Here is a 26,199-nt window from a genome sequence, read left to right as displayed (position 1 = left end):
AAGTGCCTAGACTGCGGTGAGCGTCCAGCTTTCGCTTGCGCTGCGGGTGAGCCCGGCAACCTCTGTTTCGATCTGCCGTTCGGCCCGCGCCAGCCACGGGGCATCGGCCTGCGGCTCGCTCCGGTAGCGCAGGGCAAAGCGCCCGGTGAGCCCGTGGGGCAGCGAGATGTTTTCGGTGCGGGCTACAGGTGCTCCGGCGGGAAAGAACAGGTCATCGGGCAGGGAATCCAGCAGGCTCGCTCCGGACTGGTGGACCTGCGCCAGATAGAAGCGGTACTTCTCGCGCTCGTCAGCCGGGACGGGCTGGCGTGCGATCATCGCCTCTGCCGCGCGCAGTGCATCGCTGACCGCATCGGAGGGAGCGAGCGCGCTGCCCGGTTCGATGCCGGGCGAGATGATCATCCCCACGTCCGACAGCATGATCGGCAACATCGCGCTGGCATCGCGCTGCTCCTCAAGCTGCGCCAGTCTGGCGAGGTGTGGCGGCGCATCGACGCTGGCGGCGACCTGGCGGCCGGTCACGACGATCCCGCGCCCTTGCTGTGCGAACTGCACGTCCCAGCTGCGCCGCACTGTGATGACAGCAGTCTCTCCCAGCCCGCGCGCGAGCACCCGGGTGAGCCGCATCGTGGTTTCGGGAAGGCGTAGCGATGCCGGCGGGGCGGCGCGCAGCGGGCCAATCAGGGCGCTGAGGCCGCCCGCTGCCGCGCAACCCGCAATCGTGCCCAGAACAGCCCGCCGGGTGGTCGCCTTCATGATCACTCTCCCCCCATGCGAACGCCGCGCGGACCCCCGGGCCTTGCCGCCCGATCCTTTACGGCCCGCGGCAAACCGCAGCCAGCCATGCCCCGGTGGCCGGGTGCACGGTGTCGCAATGCCAACCGATAATGGCCGGTGTATCATATGGATGGAGCGCGCCCAAACGCGCAACCACCCCATCCAGCAGGCGCGATGTGGTCTTGAACAGCACGGCGGTCTCGCTGCCGCTCATGCGGGCGCCTTCCCACACGAAGTGGGATTCGATGCTGCCGAGGATGTTGGCGCAGGCAATGAGACCTTCGTCGAGCAATTGTCCGGCGATTAGCCGCGCGCTTTCGGCGTCGGGGAACGGGCACCACACCAGCGCAGCGGCGGTGTCGTCCTGCTGCATCAGGCTTCAGCCCTCGGCGCCTGCCGCGCCACGCCGTCGCTGTGCATCGCGCGGACTGTCGCAGCGACCGTGAGCGCGCCGACCAGCTGGTGCGCGGCGGCGATCCACAGCGAGACTTCGCTCATCACGGTGGCGATGCCGAGCAGCACCATCGTGCCGAAGGCGGTGTGCACGGCGACACTCGCGAAGCGGTCGGTCTTGCGCACGCGGCGCGACAGCCACACGAGCGCCGCCACCGCGACCCATGCCCACCAGCGGTGCATGAACTGGATCAGGAAGGGATCATGGGTCAGCGCCCAAATCACGCCTTGCGACCAGTCGACCTCAGGGAAGAACTGGCCGTTCATCAGCGGCCAGTCATAAGCGGCGTGTCCGGCATTGAGCCCCGCCACCCATGCGCCCAGCAAGAGCTGGATGAACAGCACCCCGCCCACCAGTGCCGCACCGGCGGTGAGCGGGGCAGGCCGTGCGGCGGGATCGTGCGCGAGCCGCCGCAAATCGCGGGATGTCCAAACCAGGCCTGCCAGCAGAAACAGCGCAGTGAGCAAATGGGCCGAGAGGCGGAAATGGCTTACATCGGTGAGATCGGTGTTCCCGACGCCGGACGATACCATGTACCAACCGAGCGCGCCCTGACCGCAGATCAGCCCGAACATCGCTGCCAGTCGCAGACCATATCCGGCGGGGATCATCCGGCGCACCGCAAACACGATCAGCGGCAGCAGGAAAGCGAGCCCGATCAGCCGGCCAAGGATGCGGTGGAACCATTCCCAGAAGAAGATGAACTTGAACGCGGCCAGATCCATCCCCGCCGGGCCGCTTTCGATCCGGTATTCGGCGGTGGCCTGATATTTGGCGAATTCGGCCTGCCATGCCGCCTCGCTCAGCGGCGGGAGGATGCCGCTGACGACGTTCCATTCGGTGATCGACAGGCCGCTTTCCGTGAGCCGGGTAATCCCGCCGACCACGACGATCATGATCACCAGAAGGGCAACAGCTTCGAGCCAGCGGGCAATCGCCAGCGGCCGCGCGCGGGTGCCGGGTTGTCCGGCGAACAGGTTCGAAACGGAGGCTGACGTGGCCATAATGGCAGCTCTTTGTGCCCCGCAGCCGCGCGGCGCAAGCCCGTTTGCCGCAAAGCGCGGTGCGAGAGGCGCAAGTCTCGCTTGCTCAATGTAACAACATAACATATGGCGAAGGGCAATCATGGCTCACGACGCACTCCCTTCCGCGAATCGCGCCGCACTGCGTCGGATGCTCGATCATCTCGGAATCGGGTTGGCTGGACTGTGCGCGCTGCATTGCCTTGCGACTCTGGTGGTGATCTCGGCGCTCGGCTTCGGCGGACACTTCCTGTTCGACGACAACATCCACCGCGTCGGTCTGGCGCTGGCCTTGGCCGTGGCGGCTGTGGCGATCGGCTGGGGCGTGATGCGCCACCGCCGGATGCTGCCCTTTCTGGTCGCGCTTGCGGGCCTGGGACTGATGGCCGCAGCGCTGCTGATCCCGCACGGCACCAACGAATTCCTGCTCACGCTTGTCGGCGTGGCGCTGGTCTCTGTCGCGCACCTGCTCAACCTGCGCGCCGCGCGCTGAGCACCCCCTCAAACTCGTGGTTGCATCCTGTGGGCGAGCGCCTATGTCTCGCGCCATGACGAAGAGCATCACCCTGAATGGCGCGCCGCATCGCTCGGCCGCCGCCACCATCGCCGATCTGGTACGCGAGCTGGAACTGACGCCCGAGAAAGTCGCGGTCGAACGCAATGGCGAGATCGTCCCCCGCTCGACCCTGGAGGATGCACCGCTCGCCGAGGGTGACGCGCTGGAGATCGTGCACTTCGTCGGCGGGGGCGATCATGTGAGAGACACCTGGACCGTTGCCGGCCGCACTTTCACCTCGCGCCTGATCGTGGGTACCGGCAAGTACAAGAGTTTCGAGCAGAACGCCGCAGCGGTCGAGGCGAGCGGGGCGGAGATCGTCACGGTTGCGGTGCGGCGGGTCAATGTCAGCGACCCCAAGGCGCCGATGCTGACCGACTTCATCGATCCCAAGAAAATCACCTATCTCCCCAACACCGCAGGCTGCTTCACCGCCGAGGACGCGATCCGCACGCTGCGGCTGGCGCGCGAGGCGGGCGGCTGGGATCTGGTCAAGCTGGAGGTTCTAGGCGAAGCGCGCACGCTCTATCCGAACATGGTCGAAACCATCCGCGCGACCGAGGTGCTGGCCAAGGAGGGCTTTCACCCGATGGTCTACTGTGCCGACGATCCGATCGCGGCAAAGCAGCTGGAAGACGCGGGCGCGGTGGCGATCATGCCGCTGGGTGCGCCGATCGGCTCAGGGCTAGGCATCCAGAACCGCGTGACGATCCGCCTGATTGTCGAGGGCGCGAAGGTGCCGGTGCTGGTCGATGCTGGCGTGGGCACGGCCTCGGATGCGGCGGTTGGCATGGAACTGGGCTGCGACGGCATCCTGATGAACACTGCCATCGCCGAAGCGAAAGATCCGATCCGCATGGCCCGCGCGATGAAGCTCGCCGTGGAGGCGGGCCGCGAAGCCTATCTGGCGGGCCGCATGGCGCGGCGGATGTATGCCGATCCCTCGAGCCCGCTGGCGGGGTTGATCTAGGTTAAAACCATCTAACCTTAAATTAACCATGTGATGCGACGTTCTCCTTGTCCGAAGGAGATGCGCGATGATGATGCCGATTGCCGAGATGCGGGAATTTGCCGGGTTTGCCCCGTGCGAGCAGCGCTACATCAAGCGCAGCCTCGATATCGGCCTTGCCCGCACTGACGCTTTCCGCCGCTGGGGCCGCAGCGAGGACGAGAATGTCGCGATCCGCCGCCAGTATGTCGCCTATCAGGACCTGAAGGCCCTGCGCGCGCTGGTGCCGCAGGAGGGCAACCCCAACGAGGTCGAACGCTTCCTTGGCAAGCTGGTGCGCTGTGCTGCCTTCGATCTGGAGCAGGAGCGGCTGGAGAGCTTTTCGGCATTCCGCTTCCTTTACGAACGGCTGCTCGGCGCGGCTGCGCGGCCCTATCTGCCTGCCGCCTTCTGTGCGGCAAGCGCGCTACCGGTGATCCGCCCGGAACGCCGCAAGCTGCTGCTGCAATCGCTGTCCGAAGCCGCCGCCACCGCCCCCGGCTGGTCGCCGCGCGAGCCGGTGTTCTACCCCGAATATGTGGACGACTTCGAAGCGGCATAGGTGCTAGGGGAGCGTCTATGGAGACACCCTCCCCCTACCACCCGCCGGTCAAGCGTTCGCTGACGATTGCGGGCCACCAGACCTCGATCAGCCTTGAACCGCTGTTCTGGGAGATGCTCAAGGCCGCCGCCGCGCGCGAGGGGTTGGCGATTGCCGCGCTGGTTGCGCGCATCGATGCCGAACGGATCAAATCCCCCACCCCGCCCGGCCTGGCGAGCGCGATACGCGTGTGGCTGGTGCTGCATCACGATAGTGCAATGTTCCACGTGGAACATCGCCATGAAGCGGGGCAAGCGGGGGTCTAGACCGGCCTAACGGGGGTCTGGACCGACCTAGTCGTCCACCCGCTCGATATCTGCACCCACCAGCTGGAGCTTTTCTTCCAGCCGCTCGTAACCGCGGTCGAGGTGGTAGAGGCGGCGCACGGTGGTCTCGCCCTCGGCCGCCAGCGCGGCGATCACGAGGCTCATCGAGGCGCGCAGGTCGGTCGCCATCACTTCGGCGCCGGTCAGGCGGTCGACACCCTTGACGATCGCGGTGCGGCCTTCGGTGGTGATGTCCGCCCCCATGCGCGCCAGTTCCGGCACGTGCATGAAGCGGTTTTCGAAGATCGTTTCCTTGAGCACGCTCGCGCCTTCGGCCTTGCACAGAAGCGCCATCAGCTGCGCCTGCATGTCGGTGGCAAGGCCCGGATAGGGCGCGGTGGTGAGGTTGGTGGCCTTCAGCGGCCCGCTCGCGCCGACGGTGACGCTCTTGGCATCCCACGACACGTCGCAGCCGATGGCTTGAAGCGCATGGATCGTCGCCATCATCTCGTCCGCCCGCGCGCCTTCCAGCCGCACCTCGCCGCCGGTGATCGCCGCCGCGCAGGCATAGGAGCCGGCCTCGATGCGATCGGGCATAACGCGGTAGGTCGCGCCGTGCAGACGCTTCACGCCGTGAATGGTGAGGTTGGAGGTGCCGATCCCTTCGATCTCCGCGCCCATCGCCACCAGCATATTGCACAGATCGACGATTTCCGGCTCGCGCGCGGCGTTGAACAAGCGGCTGGTGCCGTTTGCCAGCACCGCCGCCATCAGCGCGTTCTCGGTCGCGCCGACCGACACCACCGGGAAATCGAAATCGCCGCCGGGCATCCCGCCATCGGGCTGGATCGCGCGGACATAGCCGGCCGCCAGCTCGACCTTCGCGCCAAAGGCCTCGAGCGCCTTGAGGTGCAGGTCGATCGGGCGGTTGCCGATCGCGCAGCCACCGGGCATCGACACGGTCGCCTCGCCGCTGCGCGCCAGCATCGGGCCGAGCACCAGGATCGAGGCGCGCATCTTGCGCACCAGATCATAGGGCGCGACGTTGGAGGTGATGCGGGTCGCCTCGAGGCTCATCACCCGGCCGAAATCCTCGGGCCGCGTGCCCTGGATGACCGTCGTCACCCCGAACTGGTTCATCAGGTGCTGGAACCCGTCGATATCCGCCAGCCGCGGCAGGTTGCGCAGCGTCAAAGGCTCCTCGGTCAAAAGCGCGCAAGGAATGAGCGTCAGCGCCGCATTCTTCGCGCCTGAAATCGGGATCGAGCCGGAAAGGCGGTTGCCGCCACGAATGATGAGTTTGTCCATGTGCTACGCCTTAGCGAAAAGTGCTTTTCGTGCAACTCGCAGACGCATGGCGATGCTGCCTGCGCCGAACAATCATTGACGTTACCGTGACAGCGCGGCACGGCACGGAAAAATAAACGGGCGCGCGACTTTCCGATTTTTTCAAGCGAGGGTGCCAGATGTCTCCCAAACCGATCCGCAAGGCCGTGTTTCCCGTCGCCGGCCTTGGCACGCGTTTCCTTCCGGCCACCAAGGTGGTGCCCAAGGAGCTGCTGCCGATCGTGGATCGCCCACTGATCCAGTACGCCGTTGACGAGGCGCGCGAAGCCGGGATCGACCAGTTCATCTTCATCACCGGGCGCGGCAAGACCGGCATCGTCGAGAATTTCGACATCGCGTTCGAGCTTGAGCAAACCATGTCCGAACGGGGCAAGGACCTCTCGGTGCTCGAACCCACTCGCGCCACGCCGGGCAACGTGATTGCCGTGCGCCAGCAGGTGCCGCTCGGCCTTGGCCATGCGATCTGGTGCGCCCGCGCGATCGTGGGGGACGAGCCCTTTGCGATTTTCCTGCCTGACGAGTTGATGGTCGCCAAGGAAGGCGGCACGGGCTGCATGAAGCAGATGGTCGAAGCCTACGAAAATGTCGGCGGCAATCTGATTTCGGTGCTCGAAGTGCCCAAGGAGCAGGTTTCGTCCTATGGCGTGATCGATCCGGGCACGAGTTACGGCGCGCTGACCGAAGTGCGCGGGCTGGTCGAAAAGCCGCCTGTGGCCGAGGCGCCCTCGAACAAGATCGTCTCGGGCCGCTATATCCTCCAGCCCGAAGTGATGCGGGTGCTGGAAGCGCAGGAAAAGGGCGCGGGCGGGGAAATCCAGCTGACCGACGCGATGGCGAAGATGATCGGCACCCAGCCGTTCCACGCCGTAACCTTCGATGGCCACCGCTATGACTGCGGCAGCAAGGTCGGCTTTGTCGAAGCGACGCTGGCGATCGCGCTCTCGCGGCCCGACATGGGCGCCGAGGTGCGGGCGATTGCCGAGAAGCTGTTGAAGTAGCGCGTCAGGCGGGCGTCACCTTTAGCGGCAGGGTCTTCAATCCGCCGACGAAGGTGCTGCTGGCGCGCTTGGCCTCGCCTGCGGGTTCGACTGCGGCGACGCGGTCGAGGATCGCTTCGAACAGGATCTTCATCTCCAGCCGTGCAAGGTGCAGGCCGAGGCACTGGTGCGCGCCTGCCCCGAAGGCGAGGTGGCGATTGGGCGAGCGGGCCGCATCGAACCGCCGCGCGTCGGGGAACTGCGCGGGGTCGTGATTCGCCGCGACATAGTTGATCATCAGCCAGTCGCCCTTCTTCACCTGCTGCCCGCCCAGTTCGACGTCCTCGGCCGCGGTGCGCATGAAGTGCTGCACGGGGCTGGTCCAGCGGATCGCCTCCTCGACAATGCCGGGAAGCAGCGAGCGATCGGCGCGGACGCGGGCGTATTGTTCGGGGTCGCCGGCGAGCGCCTGCATCGCGCCTGCGGTGCTTGCCGAGGTGGTGTCATGCCCGGCGGTGGCAACGATGATGTAATATCCCGCCATGTCGCGCGGGGGAGCGGCTGGCCATCGACCAGCGCATTGGCGATCACGCTGGCGACATCCTCGGTCGGGTTCTTGCGGCGGTCTTCGGCGATGCCGGCGAAGTAGTCCTCGAAGGTTTTCACCGCGCCCGCGACGATCTGCACCACCTGTTCGGGGGTCATCTGGTCCATGCCGGAGCCCGACAGATCCTTGTCCTGCCCGCCGAACAGCTGCTGGGTGAGCATCTGCATCCGGAATTCATCCTCCGGCGGCACCCCGAGGATCTGCATCACCACCCGCAAGGGATAGGGGCCGGAGACTTCCTTGACGAAGTCGACCTCGTCGCCCGAAGTTTTGGCCTGCTCCAGCATCCGGTCCACCGTGCGGGCGGCCAGCGCGCGCAGTTCGTCCTCCAGCCGCGCGAGATTGCGCGGCATGAACCATTCCTGCGTCAGCTTGCGATACTTGGGATGGATCGGCGCGTCGAACACCACCAGCGAATCGACCAGCATGTTCGATCCGGTGGCCGCGCGGCTGAATTCGATCGCCTGGTTGAAGCTGAACACCACCGGGCGCGGGTTGTTGAGGAAGGTCGCGTTGTCCTTCGAGATCCGCATCACGTCGTCGTAGCGAGTGACGAGCCAGAACGGATCGAACAGCCCTGGCGTATCAGGCTGCACCTTTACCACCGGGGTTTCTGCCCGGATGTGGTCGAAGGTATCGAGCAGGCCGTCCCACTGGGCATAGGCGTGGGGATCGATCACGCGGCGGGCGAGATCGCCCGGCAGGACTGCCTCGCCGCTCATGCTGCGCCTTCTTTGGCCTTGGCCGCGTATTCGTCGCGCAGTTCGCGCTTGTAGAGCTTGCCATTGGCCTCGCGCGGGAGATCGGGGCGGAAGTCGAACAGTTTGGGCATCTTCACCTTGGAGAGGCTCGGCGCGAGGAAGTCGCGCAGCTCCGCCTCAAGCGCGGGGCCGGCATCGGCCATGTCTTTGGGCTGCACCACCGCGACGACTTTTTCGCCGAGGTCGGGGCAGGGCGCACCGATCACGGCGGCATCCATCACCTTTTCATGCGTGACGAGCAGGTTCTCGATCTCCTGCGGGTAGATATTCACGCCCCCGCTGATGATCATGTGGCTCTTGCGGTCGGTCAGGAACAGGAAGCCGTCCTTGTCGAGGTGGCCGATGTCGCCGAGCGTCATCCAGCCTTGCGGGTGCATCGCCTCGGCGGTCTTGGCCGGATCGTTGTGATAGGTTGGCAGATTGACGTTCTCGAAGAAGATCAGGCCATCCTGATCGGGGCCAAGCTCCTCGCCCTCCGGCCCGCAGACATGGACCTTGCCATGCACCGCGACGCCGACCGTGCCGGGCTTCATCAGCCAGTGTTCGGACTTCACCAGCGTCATCCCGATCATCTCGGAGCCGGCGTAGTATTCGTTGATGATCGGCCCCCACCATTCGATCATCTCGCGCTTGATCGGAACCGGGCAGGGCGCGGCCGCGTGCAGCGCGCGTTTGTGGCTGGAAAGATCATACTTGGTGCGGATGGCGGGATCGAGCTTGAGGAAGCGCACGAAGTGGGTCGGCACCCACTGGCTATCGGTCACCTTGTAGCGTTCGATGGCCTTGAGCGCCTCTTCCGGATCGAACTTCTCCATCATCACCACTGTCCCGCCGAGCCGGTGCGCGATCGAGCACCAGCCGATCGGCGCGGCGTGGTAGAGCGGGGCGGGGGAGAGATAGACCATGCTGCCATCGGCGGGCATGCCTGCGCCCATCGTGGCAAGGCCGAGCAGCGGGACGGGGGCCTGCGGATCGGGATCTTCGGGCGGGGCCGGGCGGATGCCCTTGGGTCGGCCCGTGGTGCCAGAGGAATAGAGCATCACCATCCCGGCGCTCTGGTCGGGTATCGGGTCGGAGGGTTGCGCGGCCAGCGCGGCGGCAAAGTCCTCCGCGTCGCCCGAATCCATGACGAGCACTTCGACTCCGGGGCATTCCTTGCGGATGTCCCCGAGGATCCCGGTGAAATAGCCGCTGGTGATCAGCAGCTTCGCCTGCGCGTCGCGGATGATGTAGGCCGCCTCGGGCGCGGTCAGGCGCGAGGAAATCGGCACCAGCATCGTGCCCGCGCGCTGCGAGCCCCAGATGAGGGTGAAATACTCGATCCGGTTTTCGAGCAGCACCGCAAAGGCATCGCCCTTGCCGATTCCGTGGGCGCGCAGCAGATGGGCAAAGCGGTTCGATTCCGCCTCCAGCTCGCCGAAGGTGATCTGCTTGCCCGATCCGGTCATGATGACGGCGGGATGATCGGGACGGGTCGCGGCGTGCGCGATCGGGTGCATCGACATGATTTCTCTCCCATGCGGCCGCGCCCGCCGGGAAGCGGGCATACCGACATTCTCTCGAAGAGAAATCTAGCGGGAGAGCAGCGGCCCGCAAGCGAAATCCGTACGGGAATTGCTACCCATTTGTGTGGGGGCGAGCGCGTGCGAGCATGAAAAAAGGCGGCGGGATAACCCGCCGCCATGTTCGGACACCCTCTCAAATGTCCGGCCCGCTTACAGCGGGCAATTTCTTCAGGCTTGTGCCGTGGGGGTTATTCGCCGCCCTGGCCGTCGAGCCGTGCATCGCGGGCGTAAGCCAGCTGTGCTTCGCTCTCCACCATATACGGAATCGGATTGACTGCAAGACCCTCAACGCGGACTTCGTAATGAAGGTGCGGGCCGGTCGAACGGCCGGTCGAACCGACATAGCCGATGAGGTCGCCCTTCTTGATGTTGTCGCCCGCGGCAACCGCGAGGCGCGACAGGTGGGCGTAGCGGGTTTCCATCGACGCACCGTGGTTGATGCTGATGTAGAGCCCGTAGCTCGAATACCAGTCCGCGCGGCCCACAACGCCGTCAGCCGTGGCGTAAACCGGGGTGCCCGTCGGCGCAGCGAGGTCGATGCCCTGATGCTGGCGGCGGCCGCCGAGCACGGGGTGATCGCGCATCCCGAAGCCGCTGGTCAGCGCTGCGCCTTCAAGCGGCATGCGCGAGGGCACGGAAATACCGCGCTGCGGGATCGGCGAGGAATAGGCGGTGGTAATGTCGGTGCCGGCGCCCAGCGTCGGGCTGGTGCGCTCGAGAGCGGTCCAGCTGGAGAACAGCGACTTGAAGCGCTGGTCGCTGTTGGCGGCGGCATCGCCCTGCGCGTCACGCACGGGCTCGACAATGTCGGCGCTCGACGCGGAATTCGCGGTGTTGGCGAGGGCCGGCGAAGCGGCAGAAACCAGGATCGCAGCGGCCGCCGAAGCAGCAAGCTTGATCACGTGGCGCACGACAGATTTCATAACTGACCCGGTTCCCGATTGCGGCTTTTGCCGTTGGAAAATTCCGGCACGTCGATCGCGCGCCTTTGCTGGAGTTTGGTTATCCGGGTGAGTCGTTAATACGCAATCGCTGCATAGAATTCGCGCGATAAACCGGCTGCGAGACGCGCTGAGTCGTTGAACGGCGGCTTAACGACCCCGCGAAAGTGCTGTTTCACGAGGCTTTGCCAGAGGGATTCGGGATTCGTCTGCCGCAGTTCGGCGCAGCGCAGAAAGTGCTTGGTGCCAAACGCGACGTGGCGGATTTCGTCGTCAAGGATGCGTTCGAGAATCTTCGCGCCGCCCGCATCTCCCGCCGCCTTCACCCGCTCGAGTGTAGACGGCGTGACGTCAAGACCACGCGCTTCGAGCACCATCGGCACCACCGCGAGCCGCGCCGCGACATCGCCCCGCGTTGCGTGCGCTGCCTCCCACAGCCCGGCGTGGGCGGGCAGCGCGCCATAGTGGGAGCCGAGGCTTTCGAGCTTCCTTGCGAGCAGTGCGAAATGCATCGCCTCGTCCGCCGCGACATCGAGGAAATCGCTCACGAACTCCCGGCCCATCGCCTCGCCGAATCGCCCGGCCATGTCGAGCGCGAGGTCGATCGCGACGAATTCGATGTGCGCGAGTGAGTGCCACAAGGCGATTCGCCCGCGCTCGCTCCCGCCTTTGCCGCGCTTGGGCATCCGATTCGGCGGGAGCAGCTCGGGCGCGGCAGGCCAGGCGGGCGAATCGGGCATGGTGACGTCAAACCGCCATGCCAGCGCGCCCTTGCGCCAGCTGCGCGCCAGGCTGCGCGTCGCAAAGCACTTGGCGCGCGGGTCAGCGGTCAGCAGCGCCGCGCGAATGGCCAAGGCGACGGTTTGCATCGGGTAAGCGTCAGAGAAGCGGTGTCAGAGGGCTCGGGCGGCCGCGAGCACTTCCTCGGCGTGGCCTGCGACCTTCACCTTGTCCCAGATGCGCGCGATCTTGCCGTCAGCACCGATCAGATAGGTGGCGCGGACCATGCCCATGTAGGTCTTGCCGTACATCTGCTTTTCCGCCCACACGCCGAGCGCATCGGACAGGCCGCCTTCTTCGGCATCGGTTGCCAGTGGGGCGGTGAGGCCGTGCTTGGCGATGAACTTGGCGTGCTTCTTGGCCGGGTCCTTGCTGACACCGAGCAGCTTGGTGCCCGCCGCGTCGAAATCGGCCTTGAGCGCGGAGAAATCCTTGTTCTCGGTGGTGCAGCCGGGGGTGTCGTCCTTGGGATAGAAGAAGATCACCAGCTTGGAACCGGCGAAGTCGGACGGCTTCACGCTGCCGCCTTCGGGGGTTTCCATCGCGATATCGGGGATGGCGTCGCCGACGCCGGGGAAAGTGGTCATGATCGGGTCTCCTGTTCGGAAGCGAGAATGTCTGGCCCAAGGATTTGTTTCCACGCCGCAGCGACCATCTGCCGCGCGGCGGCGAAGGCGCTGAGCAGCGCGTCGTAGCTGCCATAGCCGCAGGCCCGCGCCAGCGCGCGGGCGCCCGAGGGCGGGGGTTCGCGGCCATCGGGGGCGAGCAGGCGTCCTGCCACCAGCATCCGGCTCATCAGCGCATGGGGCTGGGCGAGTTCGGCAGGCAGCAGTCCGGCCTCTGCCAGCCCCGCCAGCGCCACGGTCAGATCGGGATCGAGCGCGCGCGGCGCGGCGGTCGCCAGCGGCGTGCCGTCAGCGGCTTCGCCCTTCAATTGCAGGTAGTGGACGAGGAACTCGATATCGACGAGCCCGCCGCGCGCCAGCTTGGCATCGACCGGGCCGGAGGGCTGCTTGTGGCGCGCCATCTCGGCCCGCATGGTCAGCACGGCCTCGCGCAGCGCGTGCCGGTCGCGCGGGGCGTGCAGCACTTCGGCGAGCACCGCTTCCAGCTCGGCTCGCGCAGGCGGCGAGCCATAGAGCACCCGCGCGCGGGCGAGCGCCATGTGCTCCCACGTCCACGCCGCCTCGCGCTGGTACTTGCCGAAAGCCTCGCAGCTCACCGCGATCGGCCCCTGATTGCCCTGCGGCCTCAGGCGCGTGTCGACCTCGTAAAGCGCGCCCTGCGCGGTCGGTACCGACAGGGCGGCGGTAACCCGGCTGGCCAGGCGGTTGTAATAGATTGTCCCGCCCAGCGGCCGCATGCCATCCGATTGCGCGGCGAAATCGCCGGTGAAGAGGTAGACGATATCGAGGTCGGAGGCGTGGGTCAGCGCCCCGCCGCCCAGCCGCCCGAGCCCGAGGATCAGCAATTCGCTGCCCGCGATGTGCCCGTGCTTGGCGGCGAATTCGGCGATGGTGGCGTCGGTGGCGAGCGTCAGTGCGGCTTCCGCTGTGCGCGAGAGGGCGCGGGCGATATCGAGCGGATCGGCCAGCCCTTCGATCAGCTGGATACCGAGCGCGAAGCGGATTTCGCCGGTGATCACGCGGATCGCATCGAGCAGCGCCTCGTAATCCTCCCGCACCGCCGCGCCGCGCATCCGCGCCATGATCGCTTCGCGGTCCCCCGGCAGATCGAGCGCATCGCGATCGACCAGCGTGTCGAGCCGTTCGGGCTTGCGCGCCAACTCGTCTGACAGCACCGGCGCCAGTGTCAGGGCTGCGACGAGCCGCTGCGTCAGATCGGGCCGCGCGTCGAGCAGGCGGAAGGTGGTGATGAGGCTCGGGGCGCTTTCGATAATGCGTTCCCACCGCGTGATCGCGCGCATCGGATCATCGCTCGCGGCAATCGCCTGAAGCAGCGCCGGGGCGAGCCGGTCCCACGCCTCCACCGCCTGCGGCGAACGGATCGCGGCGTGCCGCCCGTCGCGCCAGGTCTCGATCCGTTCGGCGAGGGTATCGGGCTCGGCAAAGCCCCATGCGCCGAGGCTGTGCGCCAATGCGCTGACCGGCATGGCGACGGGGACAGCGGTCGCGGTGCGTGCGCCGATCAGCTCTTCGTAGATGCGGCCGGTGCGGTCGGTAAGCTCGGTCAGCTCGGCAACCAGCGCCGCGCCATCGGCAAGGCCGTCTAGCCGCGCGACATTGTCGAGCGCCGCGCCTTCGGGAAGCGCATGGGTCTGGCGGTCGTGGACCATCTGCAAGCGGTGTTCGACCTCGCGCAGCCGGTCATAGCCCTCGCCGAGCGTGATCGCGTGCTCGGGCGGAATCCATCCGGCGGCGGCGAGCGCATCGAGCGCATGGCGTGTCCCGCGCACCCTCAGCGAGGTGTCACGCCCGCCGTGGATCAGCTGGTGGGTCTGGGCGTAGAATTCGATCTCGCGGATCCCGCCGCGCCCGCGCTTCACATCGAAGCCGGGGCCGGGGGCGGGCGGGCCTTCGTGGCTGTCACGAATGCGCTGGGTGAGTGCGCGGATTTCCTGGATCGCGCCGAAATCGAGCTGGGCGCGCCAGACGAAGGGGCGAATCTGGCTGAGGAATTGCTCGCCCGCGGCAATATCGCCCGCCGCGGCGCGCGCACGGGTAAAGGCTGCCCGCTCCCACGCCAGTGCCGCGCCCTGATAGTGCGACAGCGCTGCACCCACCGGCACGCACAGCGGGCTGACCTCGCTGGCGGGCCTCAGGCGCAGATCGACCCGCAGCGCATAGCCCTCGGCATCATTGGACGCGAGCAGCGCCACCACGCGGCGCGCATAACGCTGCGCGGCCTCGCCCGGATCATCGCTCGCCCGGCGCGGCAGGCGGTCGCGGTCGAACAGCAGGATCGGGTCGATGTCGGAAGAATAGTTGAGTTCCCCCGCGCCCTGCTTGCCGAGCGCGAGCGCGATGAAGCCGTCGGCGCAATCGTCACCTGTGCGTTCGGCGATCGCGGTGCGGATCGCGCGGTCGAGCGCGCGGTCGGCAAAGGCGGTCAGCTCGCCGACCACCTGCGCCAGCGGGAACGCGCCGGCCAGATCGCCCACCGCCAGCGCGGCGGCGAGCGCCAGCCGTTCGCGTCGCAGAGCGATCTCGGCATCGGGGTGCTGGCCCTGCGCGCGCGCCCAGTCGAGCGCCGCTTGCGCCTCTCCGGCGGCGAGCAGGGCGGCAAGATCGGGTTGGCGTTCCAGCGCCCGCGCCAGAAACGGCGCATGGGTGCGGGCGCGGTGCAGTGCGCTGCCCCAGTCGGCCACAGCAGGCGGATGCCGGTTCTCTCCCATCACCTGCACCTGTGGCGGGAGCGGGCCCGCCCTGCAAGAGGCGCCGCGCTTGCGCCGCGTGGCACGCTGCTGCAAGGGAGGCGCATTCGGACAGGCCTGCCTCAGGAGAAATGATCGTGACAACCATCAGACATTGCGCCTTCGCCGCCGTGCTCGCCGGGGCGCTGGCGCTCGCCGGGTGCGACAGCCTGCCGGGCCTTGGCGGTGCGGGCGATGCGCTCGACATCCCCGAGATCGCCGCGGGGGATATCTCCGAGACGACAATGAAGGACGTGGTGCGCCAGCTTTCGAGCGACGAGTTCGAAGGCCGCATGCCCGGCACTGTGGGCGAGGAAAAGACCATCGCGCTGCTGACCGAGCGGTTCAAGGCGGCGGGCCTCCAGCCGGGGAACAATGGTTCGTGGGTGCAGGAAGTCCCGCTGATCGAGATCACCGGCAAGGATTACGGCCCGCTCGCGATCACCGGCAAGAACGGCAAGCTGGCGTTCGATTTCGCCAAGGACTGGGTCGGGGTGACCTACCGCGAAGAGGCGCAGACCACGCTCAAGGACAGCGAGCTGGTGTTCGTCGGCTATGGCATCAACGCCCCCGAAAAGGGCTGGAACGATTATGCGGGCCTTGATGTAAAGGGTAAGACGGTGGTGATCCTCGTCAATGATCCCGACTGGCAGACCGCCGCGCTCGAAGGCCCCTTCAACGGCAAGGCAATGACCTATTACGGGCGCTGGACCTACAAGTTCGAAGAAGCAGCGCGGCAGGGTGCGGCAGGTGCGCTGATCGTCCACCAGACCGAGCCGGCCGCCTATGGCTGGAACGTGGTCGAAAGCTCATGGACCGGGCCGCAGGCCTATGCGCAGCGCGGGAAGGATGCGCCGCCGCTCACCCAGATGAACGGCTGGGTGACCGAGGATGCCGCGCGCAAGCTGCTCAAGGCCGCCGGGCAGGATCTCGACGCGCTGACCAAGGCCGCGCAGGCGAAGGGCTTCAAGGCGGTGCCGCTGGGCATGACGCTGTCGACCAGCTTTGCCAGCAGCTTCCGACGCTTCACCTCGCACAATGTCATCGGCATCCTGCCGGGCAGCGAGGCGCCGGACGAATACGTGCTCCACACCGCGCACTGGGACCACCTCGGGCGCTGCACGCCTGCGCCCGATGGCGATGACATCTGCAACGGCGCGATCGATAACGCCACCGGCACCGCTGCGCTGGTCGCGCTGGCCGAGGCTCAGGCCAAGGCTGGCCCGGCGCGCCGGACGATGGTGTTCCTCGCGGTGACGGCGGAGGAATCGGGCCTTCTGGGTGCCGATTACTATGCCGCCAATCCGGTCTTCCCGCTGGCGCAGACTGTCGGCGGGGTGAACATGGATGCCTTGCAGATGGCCGGCCCCGCCAAGGACGTGACCGCCGTCGGCTTCGGCAAATCGGCGCTCGACCGCTTCCTTGATGCCGCGCTCAAGGCCGATGGCCGCAGCGTGACCTCCGATCCCAAGCCCGAAAACGGCTATTACTACCGCTCCGATCACTTCGCCTTCGCCAAGCGCGGTGTGCCGATGCTCTATATCGACGGCGGGCAGGATCTGGTGGACGGCGGCCGCGCCGCGGGCGAGGCGGTGGCGCAGGATTACACCGACAACCGCTACCACGGCCCCAAGGACGCCTTCGACGAGAACTGGGACTGGTCGGGCGTGATGGCCGATCTCCAGCTCTATTACCGCTTGGGCCGGATGATGGCGATGAGCACCAGCTGGCCCAACTGGAACGACGGCGACGAATTCCGCGCCATCCGCGATGACAGCTGCAAGGCGAGCGAAAAGGGCTGCTGATCTCCCCATGACGATGATCATGCCTCCCGAATGGGCGCCGCAGGACTGGATCTGGATCGGCTTCCCGCACTTGGCCGAGGAATGGCCCGGCTGGCTTGAACCCGCGCAGGTGCAGATGGCGGCCTTCGCCTCGGCTGTGGCGGAAAGCGGGCAGGAGGTGCGCCTGCTGGTGCGTGACGAGGCCAACGAGGCCCGCGCACGCCAGCTGGTGAGCAGCAAGGTCACGCTTGAACGGCGGGTCTATGGCGATGTCTGGCTGCGCGATACTGGCCCGCTGGTGGTGTTCGAGGCCGATGGCAGGCGCACCGCGCGGCGGTTCGGCTTCAACGGCTGGGGCGGGAAGTACCTGATGCCCGGCGATCAGGAGATCGGCGAGGCCATCGCGCGCGATGCGGGGCTGGCGGTGACGCAAACGCCGATGATCCTTGAAGGCGGGGCGGTGGATGGCGACGGCACCGGCCTTGTCGCAACCACCGAGCAATGCCTGCTCAACCCCAACCGCAACCCGCATCTGAACCGCGAGGCAATCGAGGCGGAACTGGCCGCGCAGCTCGGCTTCACCCGCGTGCTGTGGCTGGGCGACGGGCTGATCAACGATCACACCGACGGGCACGTCGATAATCTTGCGCGCTTTGTGGCGCCGAACCGGCTGGTGGTGCCAGAGGCGACCGGCAAGGATGATCCCAACGCCGCCATCTATGCCGATGCGACAGCGCGGGCGGAAGCGGCCGGGGTCGAGGTGGTGCGCATCCCCTCGCCCGGGCGGATCGAACGCGACGGGGTGATCGAACCGGCGAGCTATGTGAACTTCGCGATCACCTCGCATCTGGTGGTGGTGCCGACCTTCGGCAGTCCGCACGATGCCGAGGGCGTCGCCGCGATTGCCGCGCTGTTCCCAGATCGCGACACCGTCGGCCTGCCGGGCGAGGCGGTGCTTGCAGGCGGCGGGGGCTTCCATTGCGCCAGCCAGCAGATGCCCGCTTAAGACTTTGTTAGGACATTGGCGCGAGACTGCGGCTTATGACCCGCGCTCTCGCCCGTGCCCTGCCGCTTGCCGCTGCGACCCGCATCGATGCGCTGGAGCTTGCCCGCCGCATGATCGTGCTCGGCTGCGCTGCGGCGCTGATCCTCGCCGGGAAATCGCTCCCGCTCTGATCGCTTCGCGTAACCTGTTGCAGGTATAACGCGAAAGCATCCTCGACGCGGAAGTGCGAGGATAACCCCGATGACTGTGAACCGTCCCCTTGTCGCCATGTTCGGCGCTGTCGTTGTCGCTGGTGCCGCGCTTCTGGGAATGCCGCACGGCGCGCCTGCCGCGCCTGCGACCAAGACCTCCACTGTGGCTGTTTCGGGTGAGCCGGTGCTGCTCGAACTCTTTACCAGTCAGGGTTGTTCGTCCTGCCCGCCCGCCGATGCGCTGGCGGAAAAGCTGGCGGCGAACCCCGATCTCGTCGTCATTTCCCGGAATGTGACCTATTGGGATCGCCTGGGATGGAAGGACACGCTGGGCAAGGAGAGCAACACCGCGCTCCAGCAGAGCTATGCCAGCCGCGGGCTCGTGGGCCGCAACGGGGTCTATACCCCGCAGCTCGTGATCAACGGGGCCTATGGCTTGGTCGGTTCGCATGCCACCGAAGTCGCTCCGGGCGTCAGGCAATATGGCGGCAAGAGCGACGCTGCGATCCGCGTCACCCCAAGCGCGAGCGGGGGCTATGCCGTGAACCTTTCGGGCGCGGGCGCGGGCAAGGCCGAGCTGGTGCTGCTCGCGGTCACCCGCAAGGTCGTTGTCGGCATCGGCAGCGGCGAAAACGGCGGGCGCAAGGTCACATATCCCAACGTCCTGCGTGCCGAAAGCAAGGTGGCCGACTGGAATGGCGGAAAGGCGAGCCTGACGCTAGGCGCCAACCAGCTCAAGGTGGCGGGCGCGGATCGCTATGCGCTGGTGCTGCGCCAGCCGAACGGCGGCAAGGTGCTCGCCGCGCGCTGGGTCGCCTAAAGCACCTTCAGCAGCGCCCCCAGCGCAGCGCCGCCTAGCGCTAGTCCGACGGCTGCGCGCCAGACCGGGTCGCTGATCCGTCCCGAAACCTTGGCGCCCAGCCGGTTGCCGATCAGCACGGCAGGCAGCAACAGGACCGCAAACAGCAGCAGTTCCCAGCGCAGAATCCCGAGCCATGTCGCGGTGACGAGGCCGGTGCTCGCGGCGATGGTGAAGATCAGCTGCATCGAGGCCTTGGCGGTGGCGCGCGGCAGATCGCGACCGGTGTAATAGGGCACCACCGGCGGCCCGGGCATTCCGGCATAGCCTGTCATCAGCCCGCTCATCACCCCCACCGCGCCGGTCACCCCGCGGCCCGGCACCCCCGCCCCGCGCCGGGGCAGAAGGATCGCTATGAAGGCACTGACGGCGATCAGCGCGATCACCAGCCGCGCCACATCCACGCCGGTTAGCGACAGGGCATAGAGACCGATCGGGGTGGTCAGAACGACGAGGCCGCCGATCGCCCAAGCCGTGCCTTCCGCCTCGCGCGCCAGCTGTCGCACCTCGCTCGCGCCGATCATCAGCGCCAGCGCATTGGTCAGCACCACGGCTTCGACCGGCGGCAGGGCCAGCGCGAGGATCGGCACCAGCAGGATCGCCATGCCGAACCCGGTCAGCCCGCGCACGAAGGCGGAGCCCAATGCCGCGCCAAGCGCCACCGCGACTTGGAGCGCGGTAAAGCCGCCGGGGAGTTCCACCGCCTCTGGCGTCAGCTGACGGTGAGATCGGGCGGGGTGGCTTCGCTCCGTAGCATCGCGATCGCTTCGGCGAGCGGCATCACCTTCTGGTGCTCGGCGCCCAGCGTGCGGACGGCGACGGTGCCTTCCTCGGCCTCGCGCTTGCCGACCACCAGCAGATGCGGGACCTTGGCGAGCGAATGTTCGCGCACCTTGTAGTTGATCTTCTCGTTGCGGGTGTCGGTCTCCACCCGGATGCCCGCCGCGCGCAGCTGGGCGGCGACATCCTCGGCATAGGGGTCGGCATCCGACACGATCGTCGCCACCACCGCTTGCACCGGGGCGAGCCACGCGGGCAGCTTGCCAGCGAAGTGTTCGATCAGGATGCCGATGAAGCGCTCATAGGAGCCGAAGATCGCGCGGTGGAGCATCACCGGGCGGTGCTTTTCGCCATCCTCGCCGATGTAATGCGCGTCGAGCCGCTCGGGCAGCACGCGGTCCGACTGGATCGTGCCGACCTGCCAGGTGCGCCCGATCGCGTCGGTCAGGTGCCATTCGAGCTTGGGCGCATAGAATGCGCCTTCGCCCGGCAGTTCCTCGCATTCGAGGCCGTTGGCCGCCACCGCATCGCGCAGTTCCTGCTCGGCCTTGTCCCAATCAGCGTCGCTGCCGAAGCGCTTTTCGGGGCGCAGGGCGAGCTTGATGTCATAGGTGAAGCCGAAGTCGCGATAGACGCTATCGGCCAGCGCGATGAAAGCCTGCACTTCGCTCACCACCTGCCCCTCGGTGCAGAAGATGTGCGCATCGTCCTGCGTGAACTGGCGCACGCGCATCAGCCCGTGGAGCGCGCCGTGCGGCTCGTTGCGGTGGCAGCAGCCCATTTCGCCGAGGCGGATGGGGAGATCGCGGTAGGAGGTGATGCCCTGCTTGAACACCATCACGTGCGCGGGGCAGTTCATCGGCTTGATCGCCATCCACGCGGCATCGTCAGCCACCTTGGGCGAGGCGACGCCGCTCTCCTCGTCCACATCGGGGACGATGTCGGGGACGGCGAACATGTTTTGCGCGTACTTCCCCCAGTGACCCGACTGGGTCCACTGGCGCACGTCCATCAGCTGCGGGGTCTTGATCTCGCGGTACCCGCTGCCGTCCATCTTGCGGCGCATATAGGCTTCGAGCTCGCGCCAGATGCGGTAGCCCTTGGGGTGCCAGAAGACCGAGCCGTGGGCCTCTTCCTGCAAGTGGAACAGGTCCATCTCGCGCCCCAGCTTGCGGTGGTCGCGCTTGGCCGCCTCTTCCAGCCGCGTGAGGTGAGCCTGAAGCTGCTTCTTGTTGAGCCAGCCGGTGCCGTAGATGCGCGTGAGCTGCGCGTTGTTCTGGTCGCCGCGCCAGTAAGCGCCTGCGACGCGCATCAGCTTGAAGGCTTCGGGATCGAGCTTGCCGGTGCTCGGCAGGTGCGGGCCGCGGCACATGTCGAGCCAGTCCTTGCCGCTCCAATAGACCGTCAGCTCCTCGCCCTCGGGCAGTTCCTTGGCCCATTCGGCCTTGAACACTTCACCCTCGGCCGACCACTTGGCGATCAGATCCTCGCGGCTCCACACTTCGCGGGTGAGCGGCTTGTCGGCGCGGATGATCGCGCGCATCTGCTCCTCGATCGCGGGCAGATCGTCCATGCCGAACGGCTCGCGGCCTTCGGGCGCCTTCACGTCATAGTAGAAGCCGTCGTCGGTCGCCGGGCCGAAGGTGATCTGCGTGCCGGGCCACAGCGCCTGCACCGCTTCGGCGAGGACGTGGGCATAGTCGTGACGAGCGAGGTCGAGCGCATCGGCCTCGTCACGCGCGGTGACCAGCGCCAGTTCGGCATCGCCGTCGAACGGCCGCGCCAGATCGCGCAGTTCCCCGTTCACCCGCGCCGCAAGCGCCGCCTTGGCAAGCCCGGGGCCGATGGCCGCGGCAATATCCGCCGGGGTCGAACCGGGAGGCACTTCGCGCACCGATCCATCGGGGAGGCTGATCTTGAGCAGTTCGGTCATCGTCGTCGCAATCCGTTGGGTTTGGCGCGCCCTGCCACAAGCAAGGCCTCACCGGAAGAGCGGTGTTGAGCGAAAACCGGTTCGGGGAGAACACCGCGCCGCCCCGATCCGGGCGGCGGGCGCTTGGCGTTAAGCCGCGTGCCGCCGCCCCCGGATAGTCCGGGTGGTGGTAGTGGCAGTCGTGGTCAGCAGCTTGGCCATGGGCGTGTTCTAGACGATCAAGGTTGCCATGTCATTAGCGTTGCCCCCGCTCACACTGTCAGCGCCAGCGAGTCGCGATCGGCCACGATCCGCTTCGTCCCCGCCAACCTCGTCGAACGCTGCCGCACGCCGGCGCTGAAGCGGTATTCGGTGATCGCGCGCGTCGGGGTCAGTTCGACCGCCATGTAGCCGCGCTGCGAGGTATCCGCCCACTTCAACTCGCTGTTCTCCTCGACCAGCGCCGCCGCCAGCGTGTCGGGCTTGATGAAGGAAAGGTAGCCCTCATAGCCGGGCGAGCTGACCGAACAACCGCCGAATTCGACCCCGGTGCGCGCGCCTTCGCCGCCGAGTTCGAAGGCCCAGCCATTATGCGTATCGCCCGCCAGCACGAGGAGGTTGGCATTGGCCGCGCGGGCGGCGGCGAACACCCGATTGCGCGCGGCGGGATAGCCGTCCCACGCGTCCATGTTCGCGGGCAGGCCGGCCTCGCTCGCCGCAGCGGAGGCTTCCAGCCGGTTGCGGATGAAATCGGGAAGATCGCTGCCCGCCTGCCGCATCAGGTCTTTGGGGGTCTTGACGTGGCCGATCAGCACTTGCTGCACCAGCACCTGCCAATGGGTGCCTGCGCGGGTCGAGGCGGCGAGGCCCTTGGTCAGCCAGTCTTCCTGCGCGACCCCGAGCAACTGGCGGTTCGGATCGGCCCATGCGCCCTCCCGCAATGCCGTCAGCGCCGCGATCACGGCCTGCGGATCGCGCTTCCCGGCCCTCAGCGCTTCGAGGCTGAACTGCTTCTCGCGCCCCTCCAGCCGGGTATCGAGCCGGAACAGCGTCGCCAGATCGCCGACCTGATAGGCGGCATAGGGCGCATCGGAGACGGGCATCCATTCGCGGTAGGCCTGCTTGGCGGCGGCCTTGCGGACCTCCCAATCGCCTTCGGTGTCGCTCTGGTGGTTCTGCGCGCCGTCCTTGTAGCTGTCGTTGGCGCTTTCGTGATCGTCCCACACCGCGATCATGGGGAGCACCTGATGCAGGCGCTGGCAATCCGGATCGGCGCGGTAGGTGGCATAGCGCAGGCGGTAATCGGTCAGCGCGACGATTTCGGTCGCGGGTGCGATCGTCCGGTCGGGATGCGCCTGCGACCCGGTGGGATAGGTGCCCGCGCCATACTCGTAGATGTAATCGCCCAGATGCAGCGCCAAGTCGCAGTCATTGGCCTCGGCCGCGTGGCCATAGGCGTTGAACCAGCCGAACCCGAAGTTCGAGCACGAGAACACCGCCATGCGGAAGCTGGCAATCGGCCCGTCGGGCAGAGTACGGGTGCGCCCCGTCGGCGAGGCGGTGCCATCGGGCGCGATGAAGCGGAAGAAGTACCAGCGGTTCGGTGCAAGCCCGGTGGCGATGCCCTTGGCGCACCCGTCGCGTGCCGGACTGGCGGTGACGCTGCCGTCGGCAACCGGACGGGTGAAATCCTCGCTCTCGCTCATCTGCCAAGTCAGCATGGTGTCGGCATCGGCGACATAGCGGGTCCACAGCAGCACCGAGTTGGCCGAGGGCTCCCCGCTCGCGACCGCGTGGGTGAAGCCGGTGCCGAACGAGCGTGCGGCGAGCGGTGTGGCGGCGAGTGCGGCACCTGCGCCAGCGAGCGTGAACAGGCTGCGGCGGGTCAGCGCGGTCGGCGCCGCAGCCGGCTGAGAAGCAGGATCGGTTGTGAACATGATGCGGCGCCTATCCCTCTCCCGTTGCGCTGCTGTGACAGTCGCTTCCTTGGCAATCGGCCTGACAATGGTTGCCTTTCGGCCCTCGCGCAAGGCATGACAGGGGCATGAGCGACATCATGCATCACACCCTTTACGACGGCCGCCGCGTCGCCTTCCGCTACACCCACGGGCGAGGCCCATGCCTCGTGTTCCTGCCCGGTTACATGTCCGACATGAGCGGCAGCAAGGCGACTGCACTCTTCGCCGAGGCGCAGGCACAGGGCCGCGCCTGCCTGCTGCTCGACTATTCGGGCTGCGGGGCAAGTGACGGCGATTTTGCCGACGGGATGCTGAGCCGCTGGCGCGACGAGGTGCTGGCGCTGGTCGCGTCCTATGTCAGCGGGCCGGTGCTGCTGGTCGGCTCGTCGATGGGCGGCTGGCTGATGCTGCTGGTGGCCGAGCATCTGAAGCACCGCCTCGCCGGGATGATCGGCATCGCCCCCGCCCCCGATTTCACCCGCTGGGGTTACACTGAGGCGCAGCGCACGCAATTGCTCGCGGGCGAGACGATTTACGAGCCCAACCCCTATGGCCCCGAACCCACACCCATCCACGCGAGCTTCTTCGCCGATGCCGAATGTCATGTGCGGCTGGAGGGCGGCATCGATATCACCTGCCCGGTGCGGCTGCTGCACGGCAAGGCCGATGAGGTCGTGCCGTGGGACGTCAGTCTGCGGCTGAAATCCGCGCTGCGGTCGGACGATGTTCAGGTTACCCTGATAGAGGACGGCGATCACCGCCTGTCGCGTGACAGCGACATTGCCGCCCTCAAGGCCATCGTGGCCGAATTTTACGGATAGTGCCCAAGGTGTCCTTGCTACTCGCCCTGTTGCTGCAAGTTGGCCCCAACCCGGTTGCCGGGGGAATGGCGAACGATGATCTGGTGCGTGACCGGCCCGCGCGGCCCGAGGCTGCAAAGGACGAAATCAACCCCACCAGCGCGTGGCTCGAAAGCTGCTTTGCCCAGATCGAGACCGATCCGGCGCGCGCACATACGATGGCGCAGATCCGCCGCAGCGAGACCAGGGGTGCCGACCGCGTGCTCGCCAATCACTGCCTCGGCACCGCTGCGAGCGAGCTGGGCCTGTGGAACGATGCCCGCACCGCTTTTCTCGCGGCGCATGACGAGACCCCGGCGGACGAAACGCGCACCCGAGCCCGGTTCGCCGCGCTGGCGGGCAATGCGGCTTTGGCGGGCGGGGATGCGGCGGCTGCGCTGTCGTTGCTGACACTGGCCGAGACCGATGCCCGTGCGGCTGGGTCTGCCACACTCGAAGCGCTGGCCGCGATCGACCGTGGCCGGACGTTAGTGATGCTGGGGCGCGGCGAGGAAGCGCTCGGCGCGCTCGAAGCGGCAACCGGGCTCGCGCCCGAACGCGCGGAGGGCTGGCTGCTCAAGGCGACGCTGCTGCGTCGGCTCGACCGATTGGACGCAGCGCAGACCGCAATCGAACGCGCCGCGCTGCTTACCCCCGGCAATCCCGACGTGGGGCTGGAGGCCGGTGTGATCGCGGTGCTCTCCGGGCGCGACGAGGCCGCGCGGCAGAGCTGGGAATCAGTCATCACGCTCGGCCCCGGCCTGGCGGCGGACACGGCTGCGGGCTATCTTGCGCAACTCGGCAATGCGGGCGACACTGCGCCTGCATCCCCGCCCCCACCGCAGGAGCCGCCGCAGCCATGACCCGATTTTCCGTGCTCGATCTGGTGCCGGTGCGAGAAGGCGGCACGCTGAGCGAAGCCTTCGCCGCGACCGCCGATCTGGCCCGCGCTGCCGAAGCCTTCGGCTGCGACCGCTTCTGGGTTGCCGAACATCACGCGATGGACGGGATCGCGGGCGGGGCAACCTCGGTCGTGCTCGCCCATGTCGGCAACGCGACCAGTCGTATCCGTATCGGATCGGGCGGGATCATGCTGCCCAACCACACCCCGTTCCAGATCGCCGAACAGTTCGGCACGCTCGACGCGCTGTTCCCCGGGCGGATCGATCTCGGGCTGGGCCGCGCGCCGGGGGCAGGGCCGGAACTGCAACGCGCGCTGCGCAAGAACCTCAATCAGGCTGCCGAGTATTTCCCGCAAGACGTGGTTGAACTGCGCGCACTCCTCACCGGAGACTATGACCTGCCCATCACCGCCACGCCGGGCCTGGGCGCGAAGGTCGAGCTGTGGATGCTCGGATCGAGCCTGTTCGGCGCACAGCTCGCCGCCAAGCTCGGTCTGCCCTATGCCTTCGCCGCGCATTTCGCGCCCGATCACCTTGATGCCGCGCTGGCGGTCTATCGTCGCGACTTCCAGCCGTCCGAGGCGCTGGATCGCCCGCATGTGATGGTCGCGATGAACGTCTTTGCCGCCGAAACCGAGGCTGATGCACGGCTGCTCGCCTCGAGCCAGCAGCAAAGCTTCGTGCGGCTCAGGACCGGCAATCCCGGCAAGCTGCCGCCGCCGATCGCAAACTATACCGACACGCTGCCCGCCACCGCGCAGGCGATGCTCGCGCATATCGGGCAGGCCGCTGCGGTGGGCACACCGGCGCAGGTGCGCGAGGGTATCGCCGCCTTCGTGCGCCGCACCGGCGCGGACGAAATCATGCTGTGCGGCGCGACCTATGATCCCGAAGCGCGTATCCGTTCGCTCGAGTTGACGATGGAGGCCTGCGAAAAAGCGCTCGCCGCCTGA

The 26,199-nt window shown here is 67.1% G+C and carries 24 protein-coding genes and 1 pseudogene; 12 read left to right on the top strand and 13 right to left on the bottom strand.

Going from position 1 to position 26,199, the window contains the following annotated elements; genetic code table 11:
* Positions 1-6: 6 nt before the first annotated feature.
* Genes BG023_RS01975 through BG023_RS01965 form a run of 3 tightly spaced genes read right to left on the bottom strand, consistent with a single transcriptional unit; the run spans position 7 to position 2,235 of the window.
* Positions 7-756: a hypothetical protein gene (locus tag BG023_RS01975; RefSeq protein WP_069308964.1), complete on the bottom strand. Its 750-nt coding sequence runs from the start codon at positions 754-756 to the stop codon at positions 7-9.
* 58 nt (positions 757-814) lie between these two features.
* The gene (gene cutA, locus BG023_RS01970) at positions 815-1,150 is read right to left on the bottom strand and encodes a divalent-cation tolerance protein CutA (protein WP_069308963.1); all 336 of its coding nucleotides are present in this window, start codon (positions 1,148-1,150) and stop codon (positions 815-817) included.
* Positions 1,150-2,235, bottom strand: a complete 1,086-nt coding sequence (locus tag BG023_RS01965; protein WP_069308962.1) for a COX15/CtaA family protein — start codon at positions 2,233-2,235, stop codon at positions 1,150-1,152. The genes cutA and BG023_RS01965 overlap by 1 nt, the downstream gene beginning before the upstream one ends.
* A gap of 121 nt (positions 2,236-2,356) precedes the next feature.
* Between BG023_RS01965 and BG023_RS01960 the strand changes: the two genes are divergently transcribed.
* The 4 genes from BG023_RS01960 (at position 2,357) to BG023_RS01945 (ending at position 4,664) form a co-directional block, all read left to right on the top strand.
* A complete protein-coding gene (locus tag BG023_RS01960) occupies positions 2,357-2,746 on the top strand; it encodes a MerC domain-containing protein (RefSeq protein WP_069308961.1) in 390 nt (129 codons plus the stop codon).
* A gap of 55 nt (positions 2,747-2,801) precedes the next feature.
* Positions 2,802-3,779, top strand: a complete 978-nt coding sequence (thiS, locus tag BG023_RS01955) for a sulfur carrier protein ThiS (RefSeq protein ID WP_069308960.1) — start codon at positions 2,802-2,804, stop codon at positions 3,777-3,779.
* Positions 3,780-3,846: 67 nt separating this feature from the next.
* The gene (locus BG023_RS01950) at positions 3,847-4,359 is read left to right on the top strand and encodes a hypothetical protein (protein WP_069308959.1); all 513 of its coding nucleotides are present in this window, start codon (positions 3,847-3,849) and stop codon (positions 4,357-4,359) included.
* A 17-nt stretch (positions 4,360-4,376) separates the two neighbouring features.
* Entirely contained in the window at positions 4,377-4,664 is a 288-nt protein-coding gene (locus BG023_RS01945) for a ribbon-helix-helix domain-containing protein (RefSeq protein WP_069308958.1), read from the top strand.
* A 27-nt stretch (positions 4,665-4,691) separates the two neighbouring features.
* Here BG023_RS01945 and murA read toward each other — a convergent pair whose 3' ends face one another.
* Positions 4,692-5,972 carry a UDP-N-acetylglucosamine 1-carboxyvinyltransferase gene (gene murA / locus BG023_RS01940; RefSeq protein ID WP_069308957.1) on the bottom strand — a complete coding sequence of 427 codons (1,281 nt, stop codon included), beginning with the start codon at positions 5,970-5,972 and terminating at the stop codon, positions 4,692-4,694.
* Between the two features lie 158 nt (positions 5,973-6,130).
* On the opposite strand from murA, the gene BG023_RS01935 reads away from it, so the two are divergent.
* Positions 6,131-7,009: a UTP--glucose-1-phosphate uridylyltransferase gene (locus BG023_RS01935; protein ID WP_069308956.1), complete on the top strand. Its 879-nt coding sequence runs from the start codon at positions 6,131-6,133 to the stop codon at positions 7,007-7,009.
* A gap of 4 nt (positions 7,010-7,013) precedes the next feature.
* Here BG023_RS01935 and BG023_RS15200 read toward each other — a convergent pair.
* The 6 genes and pseudogenes from BG023_RS15200 to glnE all read right to left on the bottom strand — a co-directional run bounded on the left by BG023_RS15200 (position 7,014) and on the right by glnE (position 14,997).
* Positions 7,014-8,317 (bottom strand): annotated as a pseudogene (locus BG023_RS15200) (cytochrome P450).
* Positions 8,314-9,855 carry an acyl-CoA synthetase gene (locus tag BG023_RS01925; protein WP_190315828.1) on the bottom strand — a complete coding sequence of 514 codons (1,542 nt, stop codon included), beginning with the start codon at positions 9,853-9,855 and terminating at the stop codon, positions 8,314-8,316. Before BG023_RS01925 ends, BG023_RS15200 begins: the two are co-directional and overlap by 4 nt.
* 254 nt (positions 9,856-10,109) lie before the next feature.
* A complete protein-coding gene (locus tag BG023_RS01920) occupies positions 10,110-10,844 on the bottom strand; it encodes a M23 family metallopeptidase (protein ID WP_069308954.1) in 735 nt (244 codons plus the stop codon).
* 95 nt (positions 10,845-10,939) lie between these two features.
* Positions 10,940-11,731 (bottom strand): ferritin-like domain-containing protein, encoded by a 792-nt coding sequence (locus BG023_RS01915; RefSeq protein ID WP_069308953.1) that lies wholly within the window; start codon positions 11,729-11,731, stop codon positions 10,940-10,942.
* A gap of 24 nt (positions 11,732-11,755) precedes the next feature.
* Positions 11,756-12,229: a peroxiredoxin gene (locus BG023_RS01910; protein WP_069308952.1), complete on the bottom strand. Its 474-nt coding sequence runs from the start codon at positions 12,227-12,229 to the stop codon at positions 11,756-11,758.
* Positions 12,226-14,997 carry a bifunctional [glutamate--ammonia ligase]-adenylyl-L-tyrosine phosphorylase/[glutamate--ammonia-ligase] adenylyltransferase gene (gene glnE / locus BG023_RS01905; RefSeq protein ID WP_069308951.1) on the bottom strand — a complete coding sequence of 924 codons (2,772 nt, stop codon included), beginning with the start codon at positions 14,995-14,997 and terminating at the stop codon, positions 12,226-12,228. Before glnE ends, BG023_RS01910 begins: the two co-directional genes overlap by 4 nt.
* Positions 14,998-15,113: 116 nt before the next feature.
* On the opposite strand from glnE, the gene BG023_RS01900 reads away from it, so the two are divergent.
* The 4 genes from BG023_RS01900 to BG023_RS01890 all read left to right on the top strand — a co-directional run bounded on the left by BG023_RS01900 (position 15,114) and on the right by BG023_RS01890 (position 18,816).
* Positions 15,114-16,820, top strand: a complete 1,707-nt coding sequence (locus BG023_RS01900; protein WP_233993047.1) for a M28 family metallopeptidase — start codon at positions 15,114-15,116, stop codon at positions 16,818-16,820.
* 7 nt (positions 16,821-16,827) lie between these two features.
* Entirely contained in the window at positions 16,828-17,805 is a 978-nt protein-coding gene (locus tag BG023_RS01895) for an agmatine deiminase family protein (protein WP_083234482.1), read from the top strand.
* Positions 17,806-17,840: 35 nt separating this feature from the next.
* The gene (locus tag BG023_RS15095) at positions 17,841-17,975 is read left to right on the top strand and encodes a hypothetical protein (RefSeq protein ID WP_257784902.1); all 135 of its coding nucleotides are present in this window, start codon (positions 17,841-17,843) and stop codon (positions 17,973-17,975) included.
* 70 nt (positions 17,976-18,045) lie between these two features.
* Positions 18,046-18,816, top strand: coding sequence for a DUF1223 domain-containing protein (locus BG023_RS01890; RefSeq protein ID WP_083234481.1), 771 nt, complete (start codon positions 18,046-18,048; stop codon positions 18,814-18,816).
* On the opposite strand, the gene BG023_RS01885 is transcribed toward BG023_RS01890, so the two are convergent.
* The 3 genes from BG023_RS01885 to BG023_RS01875 form a co-directional block, all read right to left on the bottom strand.
* A complete protein-coding gene (locus BG023_RS01885) occupies positions 18,813-19,556 on the bottom strand; it encodes a sulfite exporter TauE/SafE family protein (protein WP_069308948.1) in 744 nt (247 codons plus the stop codon). The two genes, BG023_RS01890 and BG023_RS01885, sit on opposite strands and share 4 nt — an antisense overlap.
* An 11-nt stretch (positions 19,557-19,567) precedes the next feature.
* The gene (gene thrS, locus BG023_RS01880; RefSeq protein WP_069308947.1) at positions 19,568-21,568 is read right to left on the bottom strand and encodes a threonine--tRNA ligase; all 2,001 of its coding nucleotides are present in this window, start codon (positions 21,566-21,568) and stop codon (positions 19,568-19,570) included.
* 251 nt (positions 21,569-21,819) lie between these two features.
* Positions 21,820-23,484, bottom strand: a complete 1,665-nt coding sequence (locus BG023_RS01875) for an alkaline phosphatase D family protein (RefSeq protein ID WP_069308946.1) — start codon at positions 23,482-23,484, stop codon at positions 21,820-21,822.
* A 107-nt stretch (positions 23,485-23,591) separates the two neighbouring features.
* Here BG023_RS01875 and BG023_RS01870 point away from each other — a divergent pair, with 107 nt between their 5' ends.
* The 3 genes from BG023_RS01870 (at position 23,592) to BG023_RS01860 (ending at position 26,199) form a co-directional block, all read left to right on the top strand.
* On the top strand, positions 23,592-24,326 hold the full coding sequence (locus BG023_RS01870; protein ID WP_069308945.1) for an alpha/beta hydrolase: 735 nt from the start codon (positions 23,592-23,594) through the stop codon (positions 24,324-24,326).
* A 65-nt stretch (positions 24,327-24,391) separates the two neighbouring features.
* Positions 24,392-25,207, top strand: coding sequence for a tetratricopeptide repeat protein (locus BG023_RS01865; protein ID WP_083234480.1), 816 nt, complete (start codon positions 24,392-24,394; stop codon positions 25,205-25,207).
* Positions 25,204-26,199: an LLM class flavin-dependent oxidoreductase gene (locus BG023_RS01860; protein WP_069308943.1), complete on the top strand. Its 996-nt coding sequence runs from the start codon at positions 25,204-25,206 to the stop codon at positions 26,197-26,199. Before BG023_RS01865 ends, BG023_RS01860 begins: the two co-directional genes overlap by 4 nt.

The organism is Porphyrobacter sp. LM 6 (genome assembly GCF_001720465.1).
Lineage (GTDB): Bacteria > Pseudomonadota > Alphaproteobacteria > Sphingomonadales > Sphingomonadaceae > Erythrobacter.
The sequence above is the reverse complement of the archived record's forward strand: the minus strand, read 5'-3'. Positions and strand labels throughout refer to the sequence as shown.